The organism is Bacillus salacetis (genome assembly GCF_049177075.1).
In the GTDB taxonomy this organism is placed as follows: Bacteria; Bacillota; Bacilli; order Bacillales; family Bacillaceae_B; genus Rossellomorea; species Rossellomorea salacetis_A.
Window position 1 is genome coordinate 1,688,869 of the sequence record NZ_CP185377.1, and the last position, 18,564, is coordinate 1,707,432.

Genomic DNA, 18,564 nt, shown 5'->3' on the forward strand with positions numbered 1-18,564 from the left:
AATTTCATACAGGAAGACAGGCGTTATTTAAATTGAGCGGACACTAGGATGAAATTACTATTTTTTGCTATCTTCAACTGTGAAGTTCTACATGCTAAAATAAGTAGACAATTCTGATTACCAGATTTGCAGAGTGGTATATTAATAAGAAAAATGGCAGGATGGTGTAAATCAACGTGCAGAGATTGAATAGACTGATTTTCATTTCAGCTCTGCTGCTAGCGGGACTTCTGCTTTATTTATTCTTTTCTGATAAACAAATGCCAATGCGGGTGAATGTGGAAACACAGACTGCTTCGGTTAGTGAACAGATAGAAGAAGTTTTACCAGAGAAAACTGTCGAAGAAGTGGAAGAACAGCTGGAAGCAGTAGAAGAAGAACAGAGTCCAACTTCCTCTATTACAGAAGAGATCAAGAATAATGTCAGGGAAGCCATAGAGGGCGTTATAAATTTATTTAATAAAGACTTGAAGATTGTATCCATCGGGGATTCGCTAACACAAGGTGTTGGAGACGAAACGGAGAGCGGGGGTTACGTTGGTATCTTAAACCATACGTTTGAAGATAATGAACTGAGTATTTCTATCGAAAACTTTGGGAAAAGAGGAAATCGTACAGACCAGTTGCTGAAACGACTGGGAAATAAGGAAATTGCCAGCTCCATTAAGAATTCAGATGTAGTCCTCATCACGATTGGTGCAAATGATATTATGAAAATCGTTAAAAGTAATTTTATTGATCTCCGAGTGGAGACCTTTGAAAAAGAGAAACAGAACTATAGAAAAAGACTCAGGGCCATCTTTAATAAAATTAACGAGTTGAATCCCGATGCCAAAGTGTATCTGATTGGATTTTATAACCCTTTTGAAGGATATTTCGGGGATATAAAGGAATTAGAAATCATCATGAACCGGTGGAATGATGAAGGTAAGGCCGTTACAGAAGAATATGAAAATGTAAGCTATATCCCAACAGCAGATTTATTTAAGGATACAAACCTTGAATTACTCTCTGAAGATTACTTTCACCCCAATACAAGTGGTTATAAACGAATTGCAAAACGAGTGCTGGAATATGTGGAAGAAATCATCCTGGAAAGAGAGCCCGATAAAGAAAGTATAGAAATGGAAAGTGATACCATCACAGAAAGCTGAGGCCCTGTTTAGCAAGCCCCAGCTTTTTTTCATTATCTATAGAGAATTTCCTTTATGGATCTAAGGTTTTTCATTATCCTAAACGGGTAATTAATGATTTAAGAACCTATTATGATTCAAATGAGGAGGTTTTAATCATGGCAAACAACAATAACAATGATCAAAACAACCGCAGTGAATATTTTGAAGACCGTGCCGGTACAGATGATGCCAGATATCATGTTGTCCCGCATGACGAAGAGGGCTGGGCTGTGAAGGAAGAAGGCAAAGATGAGCCCGTATACACAGCAGGCTCCAAATCAGACGCTGTAGAGGAAGCCAAAAGCATGGCAGAGAAATCAGGTACCATGGCGTACATCCACAGTGAGCATGGGAAAATCGAAGAACAGTATAATTATATGGATGAGTAAGATCAAACCCGGGAATGGTTCCCGGGTTTTTGTGTTTCTATAAAGCCAAAGTTAAGATTGAATATATATGGAAAAACGGAAAATAAATAAATTTATTAAAACCCCTTTACCTTCACGCAGCGTCAAGGTGTAGAGTTAAAGTTGTCAGGAGGTGACATCATGGAATATACGGTAAAAAAACTTGGAGAATTAGCTGGTGTCAGTTCCCGCACCCTCCGGTATTATGATGAAATCGATATTCTTAAGCCGGCAAGAATCAATTCATCAGGCTACCGGATTTATGGTGAACAAGAGGTTGACCGTTTGCAGCAGATTCTCTTTTACAAAGAACTTGGTGTTGACCTTGAACAGATTAAAAATATTCTTGATGATCCTGACTTTAACGTTAAAACCGCATTGGCAGATCATCGTGAAAAATTAGTGGCTAAACGCGAACAGCTGGGCCGGTTAATTGCCAATGTAGACAAAACAATTGCTGTGAAGGAAGGGAGATCAACGATGGCGGATAAAGAAAAATTCGAAGGTTTTAAAAAGAAAATGATAGAGGAAAATGAACAAAAATATGGTGAAGAAATACGGGAGAAGTATGGTGAAGACACTGTAAATCAATCTAATGCCAAACTGCAGAATATGACAAAGGAAGAATTTGAACAAGCGAATACACTTGCTGAAGAAATTCATATTGTTCTTGCAGAAGCGCTGAAGACGGGGGATCCTGCTGGTAAAAAAGCCCAAAAGGCAGCGCAATTGCATAAGCAATGGCTGATGTACTACTGGTCGGAATACAGCAAAGACGGCCATGCAGGTCTGGGAGATATGTATACAGCTGATGAGAGATTCAAAGCATACTATGATAAAGATCAGGCTGGAACAGCCGAGTTTTTCAGAGAAGCAATATATGTTTTTACAGGTAAAAAGAAGTAAATAGTCACGAGTGGTTCAATTAGAATAATCAAACCGGTCCATTGTAATTGGGCTGGTTTTTTACCTTAGGTAAGAGGATTTTGTCAAAAGAAGAAGAAAAGTATGGTAAAATCAGGTGAGAGGATTTCAGAAAATTCGACCTATTAATGATGGTCATTTTTTAGTACTATAGTTTTAGGGCGTATAGGAAAGGAGGCATAGAGGATGAAAACCGAAACTGAATCAATCTTGGTTCAAAATGTAAAGGAAGATAGTATAAATACAGTAGTGTACTGGTTTGAGAAACGAAAAAGTTCCTTTTTTAAGCTGGCTTGGTCTTATTTGAAACAGATTGAAGACATTCAGGAAGTTTTTTATCAAACAATCCTAAAAGTTCATGAAGATATCCAATATGTAAAAGAGGATATTCATTTTGAATCATGGGTGACAACAATCTTTATTAATGAGTGCCGTAAACTAGATAAAAGGGAAGGGACTCAAGGAGCAGAAACGGAGAAAACCGCCGGTAAAGTATTTTCAGCACTGGACCAATTGGAAGTAAATATTAGAGAAGCAATTTCCCTAACCTACCTCAAAGGGCTGCCACTTGATGAGGCTGCCTCTATCCTTCAGATTTCCACTGAAAAATTGAAATCACGTATTGCAATGGGGGTTCAATCATTAAACAACACTCTGGATTATGGTGAAATGCCGGCAAATTGTCCGGATTATGAAAATAAGTTCATTGATTATTTGGGAAAGACACTGGATAGACGGGAAAAAGTAGATTTGGAAATACATATTTATCATTGTCAGGCATGCCAGGAAAAACTGTCAATATACCAAGAAGTTATCTTTTCTTTGGAAAGCAGTATAGATGATCTTCCTATCCCAACTGAATTAATGGATAAAGTCCATAAAAGGGTGGCAGAAACAGAAAGGCTGAAGAGAGAAAAAAGAAAAAAACGAAGCAGAATCGGCTTGGGAGCAGTGGGCTTACTCACTTTTGTGATTTGCACAGGATTTGTAACAGGCGGTTTTACCAGCATCTATTATTCATGGATGGGTTGGACTCAGCAGGAAGAAAAGGAAATCCTCGAGTACTATAAGGAAGGTGTAAGTGAACCGTTAAATCTGGAACAGGAAAGCAACGGTGTCATAGTAAGGATTAAAACAGCAGTGGCGGATGATGTACAGACCCTTATTTATTATGAAGTCGAAAACTCCAACGAAGAAAAACAATATTTCATCAATATGCCAGAAGGAGCCCGCATTGAAAACGAATATGAAATTATAGATCAGCAGGCGAATGAGATGTTTTATCACCCTTTCGAACAAGGGATTGCGAAGGATAAGGACAAAAATATTTTCAGGGGGAAGATCAGCCTCGCACCAATAGCAAAAGATAGCGGTACGATTGAATTAAGGCTGATGAGACTGCAGGAGGCCATTCAAGAAGATCTGGACCGTTCAAATCTCCGGTATTATGAACAGGAATTTGTCGAAGGAGAATGGAATTTTGATATTCCGGTGACAAAGCAGACTTCAACGGTTTATGAACTGAATCAGGAAACTGAAATCAACGGGATCCCATTCAGGATCGATAAGGTGGAGCTTGCCCCGACTGCATCTATTTTGGAGTATAGTTTTAAACAACACCAAGGAAACCAATTCATTGAATATGTTACGATGGACTCTTTGATCACAGAAGATAGCAGTGTTAAATCTGACTTATTCGGGGGAATGGGATATGGTCATTCTTCTGGAGAATGGGTCTCAATGCAATCAAGATTCGAGCCTCTATATTTTGATGATCCTAAGAAAGTAAAACTCTCTTTTCACTCCATAAATATATTTGTAGAGGAAAAGAAAATGATTGACATCAATGAACCAGGCAATTTGCCTCAGAATTTTGATTATCTTGGGAATGAACTGTCAATCGACAATATCGCAATTGGAAATCCAACCAGAATCCACATCTCAGATCCTTATACGGAAAATAGGGAATATGAAAGACTCAGGTTAAATGTGGTATCCGAAGATGCACTTCGATCTTTCGGCATAGGCAGTGGTGGAGAAGGGGTTTTGGTAGATCAAGATGGAAACGAGTTTAAACCTGAAGAGTATGAATTCTCCTATGATACTATCGAACAGCCTCGTTATTTCGAAACGAACCATGAAATTGAATTACACCAAGATAATTCTGATGAACCTTTATTTCCATTGAAGCTGATGATTGATGGGTACAACACCACCATGTATGTAGAAGATAAGATTCTTATCCGGTTAGATTGAATGAGAAGTAATTATATGAAAGCAAATCTCTTTCGGGAGGGGTTTGCTGTATTTATTTAAAAATGCCGTATGCAAAGTATATGTTTGAGTGTGTCATCAGACAGGAGCTGGACGAAATGGTGTCTTGGTGGATCGGGACAAGAACCGATTTTCAAGTGTCTTCTGGTAAATTGGGGAAGTATTTCGAAAAATTCCTGTCAGAACGATATTGGAAGATGTACGTGAAAACCTACTCAGACGGTGATTACGGCAATATGTGGGATGCTGTGTTCACAGCAGGGAATCTGTTTCGTATTTTAGGGAAGGACGTAGCGGACTCGCTTTTCTTTACCTATCCAGAGGACGATGATCGAAATATGACTGAATACTTACAGCGGGTTAGAACGCTGCCGGCAGACGCTGAGGGAATCTTTTAAATTCTTTTCGCTGCACAATGAACATCTGCTATACAAATTACATAAGGAGGAATTTTTATGAGGTTGCCAATCTACCAAATTGATGCATTTACTGATGAACAATTCAAAGGGAATCCAGCAGCTGTTTGTCCACTTGATGAATGGATAGAGGAAGACTTGATGCAGAAGATTGCCTCAGAAAATAATTAGGCGGAAACAGCGTTCTTTGTTGAAAAAGAGAATCAATATGAATTGAGATGGTTCACTCCTAAAGAGGAAATTGATCTGTGCGGACATGCTACATTGGCTTCTGCCTATGTAATCTTCAATTACTTGGACCAAACGGCTTAAAAGATCATTTTTAACACAAAAAGCGGGGTATTGGAAGTAACTAAAGAAGGGAAGTTACTATCACTATTATTTCCATCCCGCCCTGGCCAGCCAAGTGTTGCACCTGAAGCACTTATCAAAGGATTGGGACGAGAACCTAAAGAGGTTTATAAAGCAAGGGATTATCTTGCCGTTTTTGAAAGTGAAGAAGAGATTTTAAATCTTGATGTGAATTTAGAAGAATTAAAGAAGCTTGATGTCCTGGGTGTCATTGTTACTGCAAAAGGGACTGAGTCTGATTTTGTATCAAGGTTTTTCGCACCAAATGCAGGAATAGATGAAGATCCGGTTACAGGATCCGCACATTGTACACTTGTGCCCTATTGGAAAGGTGTGTTAAATAAAACTGAACTAAAAGCTCTACAGCTTTCCAAAAGAGGTGGAAAGCTGTTTTGTACGGATTTAGGAGAAAATGTGAAAATGGCAGGGGAAGCTGTTGCCTATTTAGAAGGTTATATAAACGTATGATATTAAGCTAAAGTATTTATCACAGGATAAATAGAAAGAGGCGGGCTGTTTGGGCTATTTACTGGAAAATGTAAAAGAAAATTTATTTGTCTTAGCGATTTGGGATACCGATTGGAGTTCCTATAATAATTGTTACATCCTTTTGGAAAAAGAGAGTGTCATCCTTGTTGATTCCTGTAAAAAACAACATATCCCCTTGCTTGAGCAAGCTCTCAATGATCTTGGAAAGTCACCGCAAGATGTTAAGCTTGTTTTAGCTACCCATGGTCATGAAGATCATGTTGAAGGAGCAGCCATTTTTACGAATGCAAGAAAACTCATTAATCCACGAGAAGAGCTGGATGATATGTTGGGGTTCGAACCTGTACTTTTAGACCAAGGAACTATTCAAGGGTTTGATTATGAACTTGTAGAACACCACTCTCCAGGTTCGGTAGTTTTTTATCATGAGGATTCCAAAACTGTTTTCATGGGAGATTTCCTTTGTTTCTTTGGCGACCCTCTTTCTAAAGGAGGTCTTGTTTCCGAAGGAGAAGATCTAAGAAAGGCATGGATGGATTTTTTGGAAGACGGCGGTGTTCCAGAAGCAGTATTACCTGGTTTTTTAAATGGGCTGAAAAAGATTCATGACTATGACGCAGAAGTAATGTGCACCGGTCATGGGGGAGTGCTGGTTGGGGAGATTAAGGATTTTATTGCAGAATTGGTGAGAGTGGGAGAGTTGAATAGTAGCTATATAGAGCAAGGATAAAAGGGAGACAGGATTCCTCATATGCCAACCTGGAACTTAGGCGGCCACTTTGAATCTATTGAGTAAATGAGTCCCTCCTCCTGCTGGTTTTACCTGCGCCAGCCAGGGTAGACAAAGAGATGGAGGAGGGAAATCGATGGATACAATTTTATTCGGATTATTTGCAGCTGCTTATACAGTTCTTTTTATTTTTACTATAACAATCTATAAGAAATACCATATTGCCAGTGCTTTGTTTTTGCTGCCCGTTATACTTGGGCTTGTATATGATAACACTGTAATTTCCACTGGACGATTTATTGGAGAAGGGTCATTGTTAGAGAGTCTAAACATGCTGCGCTATTGGTTCCATGCTTTCTTAACCCCGTTTCTGGTCTTGTTTGCCTGGAAATCCTTAGAGCAGGCTCATATCGACTGGGCTGGTGCAAAGTGGGCTCGTGTTTGGACAATTGTAATAGGAATAGCGTTAGTCATGATTGAACTTCTTACAGAGGTATATGGACTTTCCCTGCAGCCAAAATGGGAGTACGGGGTTCTTACCTACAGCAGTACAGATACTTCTGGAGGTCCGCCCATTATGGTATTGGTTGTTTCTTTGATACTCCTGATTTCTTCTATTATAATCTGGCGTAAACAGAAGTGGATTTGGTTTTTCATCGGTTCAGTTGTCATGATTGCTGGCAGTGCCGTCCAGCTTCCTGTTGAAAGCGGTGCTGTTACAAATTTGTTTGAGCTGGCATTGCTGATCTCCCTGGCAGCAACCGCGGCATTTCAAGGGAAGAGTATGAAGGCTTTGAATTAAAGTTTCTTTTTAGAGTAGGAACAGCAGGTGCTGTTCCTACTCTAATTTTCTGATTTCTTCAATATAAGATGGAATCCATCACTATTCCATTTCCATCTCTCTCAGATCTCCTCCTTAATACTTCGCTGTCCCAAACCTCCTGACATACTGTAAATTTCTAGATTTGCTAAGGAAATGATTCCATAATGGCTGTTCGTCCTTTATACTAGATAAGTATGCTTTCTGGCATGTACTTTAATATATCTGTTAATTGACCTTACAAAATAGTTTATATATTGTGTTAAAACCTTTTGTATGAAGGAGGAACTGGAATTGAAAATTGAAAAAGGCGAAATGATAGAAGCACAGATTCATCGATTGGATGATAGAGGAGCTGGACAGGCTGTAGTCTGGCGTGAAAATGAAAAAGGGAACATTGGAAAATTAAAGCTGACCATTCCCCGTACCCTTCCAGGTGAGAAAGTGAAAGTGGTAGTGGACGAGCCATTAAAAAGAAGAAGAAAGGCGATTCCTGAGGAAATCCTTGAAGCACATCCCGAAAGAACAGCTCCCCCTTGTCCCCACTTCGAACGCTGCGGCGGCTGTGTATGGCAGCATCTGAGCTATGAGGGCCAGTTGAAACAAAAAACGGACCATGTAAAAGAGGCTGTGGCATCCCAAGGGTATGATCCTGCACTTGTATTGGACACAATCGGAATGGACAATCCATGGCGTTACCGAAATAAAATGGAATTTACATTTGCACCTGATGGTTCATTGGGTCTCCACGAACAAGGCAACTTCCGCAAAGTCATTTCACTGGAGACTTGCCTGATTGCGAGTGAGGAAATGGTTGAAACAGCAATGGAAGTAGCAGAGTGGGTACAAGCTCATGGGTTGAAAGGGTATGATAAAGACAACCATGAAGGATTACTGCGCCACTTAATGGTAAGACAATCCTTTGCAACAGGAGAAATCATGCTGGGCCTATTCGCTACAGAAGCACCGGAAGGAAAACTGGAAAATGCGGTTACGGACCTGGTGAATCGTGTAGAAGACAAGTTTCCGAAAGTGAAGAGCTTGTTATGGCTTGAAAACCGAGATTGGGCAGATAGAACGCAATCTGAAAAAACGCATGTTCTTGCCGGACGTGACTTTATTTATGACGAAATGGATGGCTATCGATTCCGCCTATGGTTCGATACATTCTTCCAAACGAATCCTGTTCAGGCACAAAAGCTTGTCGACCTTGCAGTAGAAATGGGAAAACCAAAGAAAACAGAAAAAATGATCGATTTATTCTGCGGGGTTGGTACATTCTCATTGCCGTTTGCAAGCCGGGTGGGAGAACTTGCCGGAATAGAGATCGTGGAAAGTTCAATCGAGTCAGCAAAACGCAATGCCGAAGATAATGGTATTCATAATACAACCTTCCTTGCAAAAGATGCCAGAAAGGGAATCGATCAAATCTTAGAGACTTTTGGAAGACCGGAATTGCTGCTTCTTGACCCGCCGCGCTCCGGGGCGGGCGGCAAGGTGATGAGAAGAATCGGACGTTCCCAACCAGAGCGTATAGTCTATGTTTCTTGTAATCCAGATACTTTTGCTACCGATGTTAAGGAACTGGAGGAATTTGGATACAATTTGAAAGTTGTTCAGCCTGTTGACCTTTTCCCTCATACCGTGCACGTTGAGTGTGTAGCTGAATTGACATTAGAGAAATAATTATTAACACCTGCAGCTTAATGCAGGTGTTTTTTTTCAGGACTTTATTGTGGAAACGTCGGGAATTTGAAATAATTAGTCATATCTTTTAAATGCGGAGAGTGGGAAAGTAAACAGAATGAAAGGCAGAGTGCAGTAATGAAATTTTATGTTGCTTCAAGTTTCAAAAATATTCAACAAGTTCGGTATGTAAATGAACAATTAAAGCAAAAAGGCTATATCCAGTCTTATGACTGGACACAGAATGGCAGGGCATCAAACATTGATGATCTCAAACGAATAGGAAATGAAGAAAAACAGGCAGTGATGAGTGCTGATTTTGTTGTTATTATTCTCCCCGCTGGAAAAGGCAGTCATATTGAAATGGGGATAGCGCTGGGGCTGGGTAAGAAAATATATCTTTATTCCCCCAATGAAGAAGTAAACGATTTCTCAGTGACCAGTACATTTTATCATTTGCCTGGTGTTGAAAAATGTTTTGGCAATCTGGATGACTTAGTAAAAATAATATGTTCTTCTACAAATGGGAGATGAGAATGAATATTTAACTATCCGAAGAATTTTGGAACATTCACAGAAGACCTAAAAAACAAACAGTTATCAGAAAATTAAAACAATACTCTTGATTAGTTGAATATAATCCTTTATAAAAGAGATAACAGAGAAAAATTTCCAAGGGAGGATGCTTTTGTGAATGTGCCTTTAGTTTTAACAGATTTTCTAGATAGAGCAGTTGATTTATATGGGGAAAAAATTGCCCTGATTGATGATGAGAAAAGGTTGACGTACAGACAGTTAAATCAGAGGGTCAATCAGCTTTCCAGGGGGCTGAAGGAATTTGGAGTTGAAAAAGGGGATAAGGTGGCATACCTGGCACCAAATACAATAGAAATGCTCGAAGGATTTTATGGGGTTTTTCAGGTTGGAGGAGTTATGACTCCATTGAATACCCGCTTAAAACCAGCCGATTATCAATTTATTTTGACACACAGTGAAAGCAAAGTTCTGTTTGTCGATGAAGAATTATACCCTCTTGTTGCTCCAATTCTATCAGAGGTGCCGGGACTGAAGCATGTAATCATTCATGGTAGAGAGATTGACGGCTGCAAAAGTTATGACAATTGGCGTACACAGTTTAGTGGAGATACATTTGAGAGGGAAGAGCTTCATGAAGATGATATTGCTTCGCTCCTATATACAAGCGGGACTACAGGTGATCCAAAAGGAGTACTCTTGACACATCGCTCTAACTATTTACATGCGCTCTCGGCAATGCATCATTTGCGTGTTACAGATCAGGATACGTTACTTCACGTCCTCCCAATGTTTCATGTGAATGGATGGGGCTCGCCATTCTACTATACAGCAAATGGAGCCACACAAGTAATGCTTAGAAAGGTTGACCCACATGTCATTCTGGACAAAGCAGCCACACATAAGGTGTCGGTCATGCATATGGCTCCTACGGTCCTTAATATGCTGTTTGAACAATATGAAACTGATACACCGGAGATTTCGCAAAAAGTTCGGGTGGTAATCGCTGGTTCTGCACCACCTCCAGCTTTTGTGAGGAAGGTAGAAGAAAACCTTGGGTGGGAATTTATCCAGGTTTACGGCATGACTGAAATCTCGCCTTTAATTACCACTTCGGCCATAAGATCGACTGAAACCGGTTTGACAAAAGAAGAAAAGTACCGCTTGAAGGCCAAAGCAGGTTACAGTATGATTGGCAGCAAGGTTAAAGTTGTTGACGAACACGGAGAGGAAGTCCCGCGCGATGGTAAAGCGATCGGAGAAATTGTGACGAGGACGAATACGATTATGGAAGGCTATTTCAAGAACGAAGAAGCTACAAATAAGACGATTAGAGGTGGCTGGCTCCATACGGGGGATATGGCAACTGTTGATGAAAATGGATACATTGAGATCGTCGATAGAATGAAAGATGTAATCATCAGTGGTGGAGAAAATATCTCGTCGATCGAAGTGGAAGGAGCCCTCTACGAACATGAAAGTGTGTTGGAAGCAGCAGTAGTCGCAGTTCCTCATGAGAAATGGGGAGAAGTTCCTCATGCAGTAGTAGTTCTGCGAGATGGACATAATGTGTCAGAAGAGGATTTAAAAAACTTCTGCAGACAAAAACTGGCCAACTTTAAGTCTCCCAAAGGAATTACATTTGTACAAGAACTGCCCAAAACAGCTTCAGGGAAGATTCAAAAAGTGATCATACGAAAAGAATTCTGGAAAGAAAAAAATCGTATGGTGAATTAGGATGATTTCGATGAACAGGCTGTCAATCAACTAAGAAGTTCAGTTTTGGAATGCAAAATTAGAAAAAGCAGTCCCACAACGGACTGTTTTTTACTATTATGTACTGGAAAGATAATATATTAATAGAAAACAAGCAAGAAGGCCGCGCTGATGCCCGGCCTTCTTGCTTGTTTTCTAGTGAATCTGGCGGTAAACCCCGATGACTTTTCCCAATATGGAAACATGGCGCAAGATAATGGGAGCCATTGACGAATTCTCTGGCTGAAGCCGAATGAAATCTTGTTCTTTGAAGAAACGCTTAACGGTTGCTTCATCCTCTTCTGTCATTGCGACAACAATGTCACCATTATTTGCTGTTTGCTGCTGCCGGACAATTACATAGTCGCCATCTAAGATTCCGGCCTCTATCATACTGTCCCCCATAATCTCCAGCATGAAAACCTGTTCATCTGCAGGAGCAAGACGCTGCGGCAGCGGAAAGAATTCTTCAACATTCTCTACTGCTGTGATTGGCTGACCAGCGGTTACCTTCCCTATCAAAGGAACATTTACAGCAGTCTGCCTTGGAATAGAATCTTCTTCAAGGTCCAGGACTTCAATGGCCCTTGGCTTAGTTGGGTCCCTTCTGATCAATCCCTTGCTTTCCAATCTTGCAAGGTGACCATGAACAGTTGAGCTGGAGGCAAGCCCTACAGCTTCCCCGATTTCTCTTACAGATGGCGGATATCCCTTTGATTTGACTTCTTCTTTGATATATTGAAGGATATCCTGCTGCCTTTTAGATAATTTTGTCATTTATTCCACCTCAAAACCGATCTTTTGTTCCCATTATAGCATGCCATACAAAGCGATACAAACATAAGTTCGAATATTTGTTGACACCAAACGAATGTTCGTATTATAATCTTATTAACAAAACACGAACAAACATTCGCACGGAGGTAATTTTTATGTTATTATCTATCTGGAGAAATTATTCTTATGTCATCCTGCTAATGGGGCTGGCGGTTATTATGGGATTCCTTTCACTTATGAAAGTGGATACAGGAGAGTCGTACCAGACAGTAACGGTTAAAGAGGGCGATTCACTTTGGGTTATCGCTGAAGAACTTTCTGATGGTCACACAATGTCTACCAAAGATTTGGTGAAATGGGTGAGTGAAAAAAATAATCTGGCAACAGATATCATCAAACCTGGAGATTCATTGATTATCCCAGTAGAGAAATCAACTCACCTGAATGAGAAGCACTTTGAACTTGCAAGTGGGACAGAATAGGAGTTTGATTTATGAAAGCAGCAATTTACTGCAGGGTCAGTACAAAAAAAGATACTCAGGAAACTTCACTCCAGCGGCAGGAGGAAGAACTGTTGAAGCTGGCGGGGAATTTTAACTTTGAGGTTATACATATTATCAAGGATCAAGCCAGTGGTTATGAATTGGACAGGGAAGGGGTGCTGGAACTTCTCGACCTCATGAAGAAGGAAGAAATAGAGGCAGTTCTGATACAGGACGAAACCCGGATTGGGAGAGGAAATGCGAAGATCGCGCTCCTTCACTGTATCATGAAAGAGGGGGCCAAAATCTTCAGCATCTCCCATAATGGAGAACTGCATCTTTCAGAATCCGATTCAATGGTTCTCCAAATTGTCAGTATGGTTGAGGAACATCAGAGAAAGCTGCATAATTTGAAAATTAAACGTGGAATGAGAAGAGCTGTAGAAAAGGGATATGAACCTCATAAAAATCTTAAGAACAGGGGTAATGGTGAGGGAAGGGAACGGATTGAAGTCCCTGTAGAAGAAATCGTCCGGCTAAGGGACAATAAGTTAACTTTTGCAGAAATTGCAGCAACCTTGAGAGGTTTTGGCTATAACATATCCAAGGCAACCGTTCACAGGAGATATCAGGAATATATAAACTCCCCAAAGGAAGACTGAAACTTGTATTTTCTCTCTGTTTTTAGTAACATGTCGATATTAAATCGGTAATCCTGATGATGTATGAGCACTGTTGTTAAGTGCTTTTTTTAATATGACAATAATGAGAGGAGAAACCAATATGTTATCAAAGGAGAAAATGGCACGTATCAACACCCTGGCCAAAAAATCCAAAGCTAAAGGTTTGACACCTGCAGAGGCAAAAGAACAAACAAAACTAAGAAAAGAGTATCTTGAAACATTCAGGCATTCTATGAGATCAACTATAGAAAATACAAGGATGTTTGATCCCGAAGGAAATGAAGTAACTCCGCAGAAGGTAAGAGATATCCAAAAAAACAAAAATCTTCATTAATGTAGAGGACAGATAGTAAAAACATGCATTTTTGCATGTTTTTTTATTTTCGGTATTCACTGATGTTGATTTAGGGTATTAGGACTATAAAAAGGAGCATTCTAAAAAAGTGAAAGGTTTTATTCATCATTAGATTACAGAGTTGGCTTCGAAAAATATTCCGTATTTTTTATAAACAAGGAAAATAATTTTCTTGTTGAAGAAAAGGCTTTCAAATCAACTAAGTAACCGCTTTCAAGCCGACTTACAAAGGATTTGGGCAGGACAAATCAGTTGTATAAACTCGATAAGAATATTAATATTAACAAGTAATAACCGAAAAAAGGAAGGATGTTGATTAATGTTTGATGTAACGGATCAATTAGCCATTAATACAATAAGGACTCTTTCAATTGATGCTATTGAAAAAGCAAATTCTGGACACCCGGGTATGCCAATGGGCGCTGCACCTATGGCGTATGCTCTCTGGTCCAGAGTTATGAACCATAACCCTAAAAATCCAGAGTGGTATAACAGGGATAGATTTGTTCTTTCTGCTGGACATGGATCTATGCTGTTATACAGTTTGTTACACCTATCCGGCTATGATGTTTCCATGGAAGACTTGAAACAATTCAGACAGTGGGGAAGTAAGACACCTGGACACCCGGAATACGGTCATACACCTGGAGTTGAAGCAACTACTGGTCCGCTTGGACAAGGTTTGGCAATGTCGGTTGGTATGGCAATGGCAGAACGCCACCTGGCATCTGTATATAACCGCGATAACTTCAACATTGTTGACCATTATACATATAGCATTTGTGGAGATGGGGATCTAATGGAAGGTATCTCTTCTGAAGCAGCATCACTTGCTGCTCACCTTAAATTAGGCCGTCTGATTGTTATGTATGATTCCAACGATATCTCATTAGATGGTGATTTAGATAAGTCTTTCTCTGAAGATGTAGAAGGGCGATTTAAAGCATACGGGTGGCAGTACATCCGTGTTGAGGATGGAAATGATACAGAGGCAATCGCAAAGGCCTTGGAAGAGGCAAGAATGGATGAAAATCGTCCGGCATTGATTGAAGTGAAAACGGTTATCGGATATGGAGCACCAAACAAATCCGGTAAGTCTGATGTTCACGGTGCACCGCTTGGTGAAGATGAAATGAAGTTGACAAAAGAAGCTTATAAATGGACTTTTGAGCAGGATTTCCATGTACCTTCTGAAGTGCAGGAACGCTTCCAGGAACAGATCGTGGATGCAGGACAGAAGAAGGAACAGGAGTGGGAAGAGTTATTTTCTCAATATAAAGGGAAATATCCTGAGCTTGCAGCTCAATTCGAATCTGCAATGAAAGGTGAACTTCCTGAAGGCTGGGATAAAGAGGTCCCTGTTTATGAAGAAGGTAAAAGTCTTGCAAGCCGTGCATCCTCCGGTGAAGTAATGAATGCAATAGCCAAGAACATGCCTACATTGATTGGCGGTTCTGCAGACCTTGCAGGTTCCAACAAAACAATGATTAAAGGACAAAAAGACTTCACACCTGAATCCTATGAAGGTAGAAATATCTGGTTTGGTGTCCGTGAATTTGGTATGGGCGCAGCCATGAATGGTATCGCATTGCATGGAGGAGTCCAAGTATTTGGAGGTACATTCTTTGTATTCTCTGATTACTTAAGACCTGCAATCCGTCTAGCTGCCCTAATGGGACTGCCTGTAACATATGTATTCACTCATGATAGTATCGCTGTTGGTGAAGATGGACCTACCCATGAGCCGATTGAACAACTTGCATCACTAAGGGCAATGCCGAATCTTTCTGTCATCCGTCCTGGAGATGGAAACGAGACTGCGGCTGCATGGCGTACAGCTTTGACTTCTAAAGACAAGCCGACTGCCCTGGTATTGACAAGACAAAACCTTCCGACATTGAAAGGTACAGATGCAAAGGCCCAGTCCGGTGTTGAAAAAGGTGCTTATGTTGTTTCACCAGCCGGCAAAGAGCAGCCGGATGCCCTCCTGCTTGCATCTGGATCTGAAGTAAGCCTTGCTGTTGAAGCTCAATCTGTTCTTGCAAAGGACGGTATCGCTGTTTCCGTCATCAGTATGCCATCTTGGGATCGTTTTGAAGAACAATCTAAAGAATATAAAGAGTCCATCATTCCAAAAGCGGTTAAAAAGCGCCTTGCAATTGAAGTGGCATCTCCGCTCGGCTGGGACCGTTATGCAGGTGATGAGGGAGATATCCTTGCCATCAATGGATTTGGGGCTTCTGCACCTGGTGAGAAAATTATGGAAGAGTACGGCTTTACTGTAGAAAATGTAGTATCACGGGTTAAAGCTTTGCTTGAAAGATAAATAAATTCTTTATGCCACTGAAAGCTGCTGTTTTACAGCAGCTTTCAGTTTCTTGTTGATTGACATTCTTAAATCACTTTACCGGTAAACAACTTTTTTTAGTTGTAAACACTTTCGACAAAACTAGTGGAAATTTTCAACAGTGTTCTACAATCTTACTTTCCCGGGTTCTTTATACTATGGAAAAGGACAAGCTATGGGGAGGAAGAGAAATGAAATTCTACCGACTCTATTGGATAGAAGATGAGATTGCTGATTATTTCTATGGCAGAGAACGATCGTTTTATAATTTGTTCCATGAGAGTATGTTCGCTGATGGATTCATGGAGGAAGTTGTGAAAAGGCAAATCCATTATATAACTCGTTCTATACCATTTTTACCCTATAACCGGGCTATTTCTCAAGCTCTTGCAGCCAAAAGGGATGTCATACAAAATGACAATGAATTCTATATTGAGTCCTCCTGCGGAAAAAATACAGCCAAGATTCGTGTCATGGATAGGTATATAGGTGTGGAAGTGGAAGGACACAGTGATTGGGAAGCTTATATATTTGAATTGTTAAGAAAGCTCGATGGACGCCTGCTGGCAATTGACATCGAAAATGAACAATTCGGCTGGCTGAAACCGATAAAGGTAAGGAACTACATTTAGGTATCAGTAGTGATTTGCTGGATCACTCAATGATAATAGAGAAATTTTAATTAAATTATTGTATAATCTTTCTTGGTTTAGTACACTTTTATAAGGACAACATGAAGGAGGAAAAAGAACTATGCTTTGGCAATTCATTCTAGTCGGTGTTCTGGCTGCTTTAGCTGGAGTAGCGCTAGGATTTTTCATCGCTCGTAAATATATGATGAGCTACCTTAAGAAAAATCCACCAATCAATGAACAAATGTTAAGAATGATGATGATGCAGATGGGACAAAAGCCTTCCCAGAAGAAAATCAATCAAATGATGAACGCAATGAACAAGAATATGAAATGAGTTTGAAGCACTCTGCAGAGGGTGCTTTTTACTTTGTTCAGGATCCCTTATTACGAGAGGGGTCTATATGAAGTTACACTAGTCTATTTTTATGCTAAAATAATGGTCGGAGGGAGACCTAAATGAAAAAGCGACTAATTGCAACAAGTACAGGACTAATGTTGATCTTATCAGGATGTAATTTGTTAGGAGTGCCTGATAAGACTGAGGAAGAGAACACGAATCTGGTTACTCAGCAGAGTACATCCGAAAATGAAACAAATGAGTATTTAAGATATGAAGTGAAATCATCCGTTTTTAGTGAAAATAGAGAGCTTATTACTTATCAAATAAATAATCGTGTCGATATGAATGAAATAGAGACAGGACTTATGAGCTTGTCGGAAGAGTATTTCCCTGCTGATAAATACGTCTATCAAGAGGGGCAGTACTTAAATGAAATCGGCAGCTGGATCCGCCGGAAATCAAATGATGAACTGGGACTTAACCCTGCTATCGAGGTAACGGAGGATATGGGCTGGGAAAAAGTGATGGAGATAAAAAAACAAAATCCCATATACCTTGGCTATGTCCATGAACAGAACTATGTTGATAAAAAAGGGAACATCAAAGGATTGTCCATCAGTCTTGCAATGAATTCAGTTGATTATATTACTGTGGATGACAATATGGGGCTTAAGCACTTTGATACCAAAGAGATCAGCAAAACGGATAAGCCCAGTGCAAAAATGATCAGTGAAGGAAAGAAGATGGCAGAGACGATCATTAACCGGGTAAGACAGAAAGAGAATCTTCAAAATGTACCAATTGTCATTTCACTCTATCAACTTGAAAAGAAGAACAGTGTACTTCCAGGTTCCTATTTCACTTATTCGTATTTAGATGGTAACGATAAATCGATTAAAAAATGGCGAGACGTCGAAAAGCAGGACTTCCTATTTCCTTCAGATGAAGCAGAAGAACATGACCGGGTTGTTTCCAACCGCTTTAAGGGCCTTGAAGAAGATATGAATTCCTTCTTTAGTGACAGAACGATTCAATTGGTGGCGAAGGGAACCTATATTGAGAGTGACCTTCAGAAGATGGTTATTAATGTGAACACAGACATGACTAAGTATGGGGAGATCGTAGGGTTTGTCCAAGCCTTTACACCTGAAATTCAAGATTTCTTCCCCCACGAACCAGTTTACATTTATGTCAAGACACCAGAAGGAATGGCTGCGACGGTATTAATTGAGCCTGAAGAAGAACCCGTAGTCCATATTCATGATAGCGGAAACTGATGAAAAAACGTGCACAGACGCACGTTTTTTCTTTTTGGAATCGTTCTCCTATAGCATCCAGCTTAATTGCGGTCAGTATCAATTAATTCAGTGAAATAACTTTTATT

At 40.1% G+C, this 18,564-nt stretch carries 19 protein-coding genes and 1 pseudogene; 19 read left to right on the forward strand and 1 reads right to left on the reverse strand.

The window, feature by feature from the left end; genetic code table 11:
• Positions 1 to 176: 176 nt before the first annotated feature.
• The 12 genes and pseudogenes from ACOJQI_RS08450 to ACOJQI_RS08505 all read left to right on the forward strand — a co-directional run bounded on the left by ACOJQI_RS08450 (position 177) and on the right by ACOJQI_RS08505 (position 11,543).
• The gene (locus ACOJQI_RS08450) at positions 177 to 1,154 is read left to right on the forward strand and encodes an SGNH/GDSL hydrolase family protein (protein ID WP_421384789.1); all 978 of its coding nucleotides are present in this window, start codon (positions 177 to 179) and stop codon (positions 1,152 to 1,154) included.
• 137 nt (positions 1,155 to 1,291) lie between these two features.
• Entirely contained in the window at positions 1,292 to 1,564 is a 273-nt protein-coding gene (locus ACOJQI_RS08455; RefSeq protein ID WP_421384790.1) for a DUF2188 domain-containing protein, read from the forward strand.
• A 159-nt stretch (positions 1,565 to 1,723) separates the two neighbouring features.
• Entirely contained in the window at positions 1,724 to 2,488 is a 765-nt protein-coding gene (locus ACOJQI_RS08460) for a MerR family transcriptional regulator (protein ID WP_421384791.1), read from the forward strand.
• Positions 2,489 to 2,692: 204 nt separating this feature from the next.
• Positions 2,693 to 4,762, forward strand: a complete 2,070-nt coding sequence (locus ACOJQI_RS08465) for a DUF5643 domain-containing protein (RefSeq protein WP_421384792.1) — start codon at positions 2,693 to 2,695, stop codon at positions 4,760 to 4,762.
• 62 nt (positions 4,763 to 4,824) lie between these two features.
• Positions 4,825 to 5,178: an aminoglycoside 6-adenylyltransferase gene (locus ACOJQI_RS08470; RefSeq protein WP_421384793.1), complete on the forward strand. Its 354-nt coding sequence runs from the start codon at positions 4,825 to 4,827 to the stop codon at positions 5,176 to 5,178.
• A gap of 57 nt (positions 5,179 to 5,235) precedes the next feature.
• Positions 5,236 to 5,508: pseudogene (locus tag ACOJQI_RS08475) on the forward strand (PhzF family phenazine biosynthesis protein).
• Positions 5,509 to 5,538: 30 nt separating this feature from the next.
• Positions 5,539 to 6,015: a PhzF family phenazine biosynthesis protein gene (locus ACOJQI_RS08480; protein ID WP_421384794.1), complete on the forward strand. Its 477-nt coding sequence runs from the start codon at positions 5,539 to 5,541 to the stop codon at positions 6,013 to 6,015.
• A 49-nt stretch (positions 6,016 to 6,064) separates the two neighbouring features.
• Positions 6,065 to 6,766, forward strand: coding sequence for an MBL fold metallo-hydrolase (locus ACOJQI_RS08485; RefSeq protein WP_421384795.1), 702 nt, complete (start codon positions 6,065 to 6,067; stop codon positions 6,764 to 6,766).
• Between the two features lie 136 nt (positions 6,767 to 6,902).
• Positions 6,903 to 7,568, forward strand: a complete 666-nt coding sequence (locus ACOJQI_RS08490) for a hypothetical protein (protein ID WP_421384796.1) — start codon at positions 6,903 to 6,905, stop codon at positions 7,566 to 7,568.
• A 333-nt stretch (positions 7,569 to 7,901) separates the two neighbouring features.
• Positions 7,902 to 9,272, forward strand: coding sequence for a 23S rRNA (uracil(1939)-C(5))-methyltransferase RlmD (rlmD, locus tag ACOJQI_RS08495; protein ID WP_421385429.1), 1,371 nt, complete (start codon positions 7,902 to 7,904; stop codon positions 9,270 to 9,272).
• 138 nt (positions 9,273 to 9,410) lie between these two features.
• The gene (locus tag ACOJQI_RS08500) at positions 9,411 to 9,806 is read left to right on the forward strand and encodes a nucleoside 2-deoxyribosyltransferase (protein ID WP_421384797.1); all 396 of its coding nucleotides are present in this window, start codon (positions 9,411 to 9,413) and stop codon (positions 9,804 to 9,806) included.
• A 156-nt stretch (positions 9,807 to 9,962) separates the two neighbouring features.
• Positions 9,963 to 11,543 carry a long-chain-fatty-acid--CoA ligase gene (locus tag ACOJQI_RS08505; protein WP_421384798.1) on the forward strand — a complete coding sequence of 527 codons (1,581 nt, stop codon included), beginning with the start codon at positions 9,963 to 9,965 and terminating at the stop codon, positions 11,541 to 11,543.
• A gap of 174 nt (positions 11,544 to 11,717) precedes the next feature.
• Here ACOJQI_RS08505 and lexA read toward each other — a convergent pair whose 3' ends face one another.
• Positions 11,718 to 12,338, reverse strand: a complete 621-nt coding sequence (lexA, locus tag ACOJQI_RS08510; protein ID WP_421384799.1) for a transcriptional repressor LexA — start codon at positions 12,336 to 12,338, stop codon at positions 11,718 to 11,720.
• Positions 12,339 to 12,493: 155 nt separating this feature from the next.
• Here lexA and yneA point away from each other — a divergent pair, with 155 nt between their 5' ends.
• The 7 genes from yneA (at position 12,494) to ACOJQI_RS08545 (ending at position 18,457) form a co-directional block, all read left to right on the forward strand.
• Entirely contained in the window at positions 12,494 to 12,820 is a 327-nt protein-coding gene (yneA, locus tag ACOJQI_RS08515; protein ID WP_421384800.1) for a cell division suppressor protein YneA, read from the forward strand.
• Positions 12,821 to 12,831: 11 nt separating this feature from the next.
• Positions 12,832 to 13,482 (forward strand): YneB family resolvase-like protein, encoded by a 651-nt coding sequence (locus ACOJQI_RS08520; protein ID WP_421384801.1) that lies wholly within the window; start codon positions 12,832 to 12,834, stop codon positions 13,480 to 13,482.
• 121 nt (positions 13,483 to 13,603) lie between these two features.
• Positions 13,604 to 13,837, forward strand: coding sequence for a DUF896 domain-containing protein (locus tag ACOJQI_RS08525; RefSeq protein ID WP_421384802.1), 234 nt, complete (start codon positions 13,604 to 13,606; stop codon positions 13,835 to 13,837).
• Positions 13,838 to 14,177: 340 nt separating this feature from the next.
• On the forward strand, positions 14,178 to 16,184 hold the full coding sequence (tkt, locus tag ACOJQI_RS08530) for a transketolase (protein WP_421384803.1): 2,007 nt from the start codon (positions 14,178 to 14,180) through the stop codon (positions 16,182 to 16,184).
• A gap of 212 nt (positions 16,185 to 16,396) precedes the next feature.
• Positions 16,397 to 16,837, forward strand: coding sequence for a sporulation inhibitor of replication protein SirA (gene sirA / locus ACOJQI_RS08535; RefSeq protein WP_421384804.1), 441 nt, complete (start codon positions 16,397 to 16,399; stop codon positions 16,835 to 16,837).
• 121 nt (positions 16,838 to 16,958) lie between these two features.
• Positions 16,959 to 17,174, forward strand: a complete 216-nt coding sequence (locus ACOJQI_RS08540; protein ID WP_409253840.1) for a YneF family protein — start codon at positions 16,959 to 16,961, stop codon at positions 17,172 to 17,174.
• A 122-nt stretch (positions 17,175 to 17,296) separates the two neighbouring features.
• Complete coding sequence (locus ACOJQI_RS08545) at positions 17,297 to 18,457, forward strand: CamS family sex pheromone protein (RefSeq protein WP_421384805.1); 1,161 nt, start codon at positions 17,297 to 17,299, stop codon at positions 18,455 to 18,457.
• Positions 18,458 to 18,564: the final 107 nt, after the last annotated feature.

Bases quoted from the DNA above. Each gene is read 5' to 3' on its own strand.
- ACOJQI_RS08455 (WP_421384790.1), top strand. From the start codon at position 1,292: ATGGCAAACAACAATAACAATGATCAAAACAACCGCAGTGAATATTTT.
- ACOJQI_RS08460 (WP_421384791.1), top strand. From the start codon at position 1,724: ATGGAATATACGGTAAAAAAACTTGGAGAATTAGCTGGTGTCAGTTCC.
- ACOJQI_RS08465 (WP_421384792.1), top strand. From the start codon at position 2,693: ATGAAAACCGAAACTGAATCAATCTTGGTTCAAAATGTAAAGGAAGAT.
- ACOJQI_RS08470 (WP_421384793.1), top strand. From the start codon at position 4,825: ATGCCGTATGCAAAGTATATGTTTGAGTGTGTCATCAGACAGGAGCTG.
- ACOJQI_RS08490 (WP_421384796.1), top strand. From the start codon at position 6,903: ATGGATACAATTTTATTCGGATTATTTGCAGCTGCTTATACAGTTCTT.
- rlmD (WP_421385429.1), top strand. From the start codon at position 7,902: ATGATAGAAGCACAGATTCATCGATTGGATGATAGAGGAGCTGGACAG.
- ACOJQI_RS08500 (WP_421384797.1), top strand. From the start codon at position 9,411: ATGAAATTTTATGTTGCTTCAAGTTTCAAAAATATTCAACAAGTTCGG.
- lexA (WP_421384799.1), bottom strand. From the start codon at position 12,338: ATGACAAAATTATCTAAAAGGCAGCAGGATATCCTTCAATATATCAAA.
- yneA (WP_421384800.1), top strand. From the start codon at position 12,494: ATGTTATTATCTATCTGGAGAAATTATTCTTATGTCATCCTGCTAATG.
- ACOJQI_RS08520 (WP_421384801.1), top strand. From the start codon at position 12,832: ATGAAAGCAGCAATTTACTGCAGGGTCAGTACAAAAAAAGATACTCAG.
- ACOJQI_RS08525 (WP_421384802.1), top strand. From the start codon at position 13,604: ATGTTATCAAAGGAGAAAATGGCACGTATCAACACCCTGGCCAAAAAA.
- tkt (WP_421384803.1), top strand. From the start codon at position 14,178: ATGTTTGATGTAACGGATCAATTAGCCATTAATACAATAAGGACTCTT.
- sirA (WP_421384804.1), top strand. From the start codon at position 16,397: ATGAAATTCTACCGACTCTATTGGATAGAAGATGAGATTGCTGATTAT.
- ACOJQI_RS08540 (WP_409253840.1), top strand. From the start codon at position 16,959: ATGCTTTGGCAATTCATTCTAGTCGGTGTTCTGGCTGCTTTAGCTGGA.
- ACOJQI_RS08545 (WP_421384805.1), top strand. From the start codon at position 17,297: ATGAAAAAGCGACTAATTGCAACAAGTACAGGACTAATGTTGATCTTA.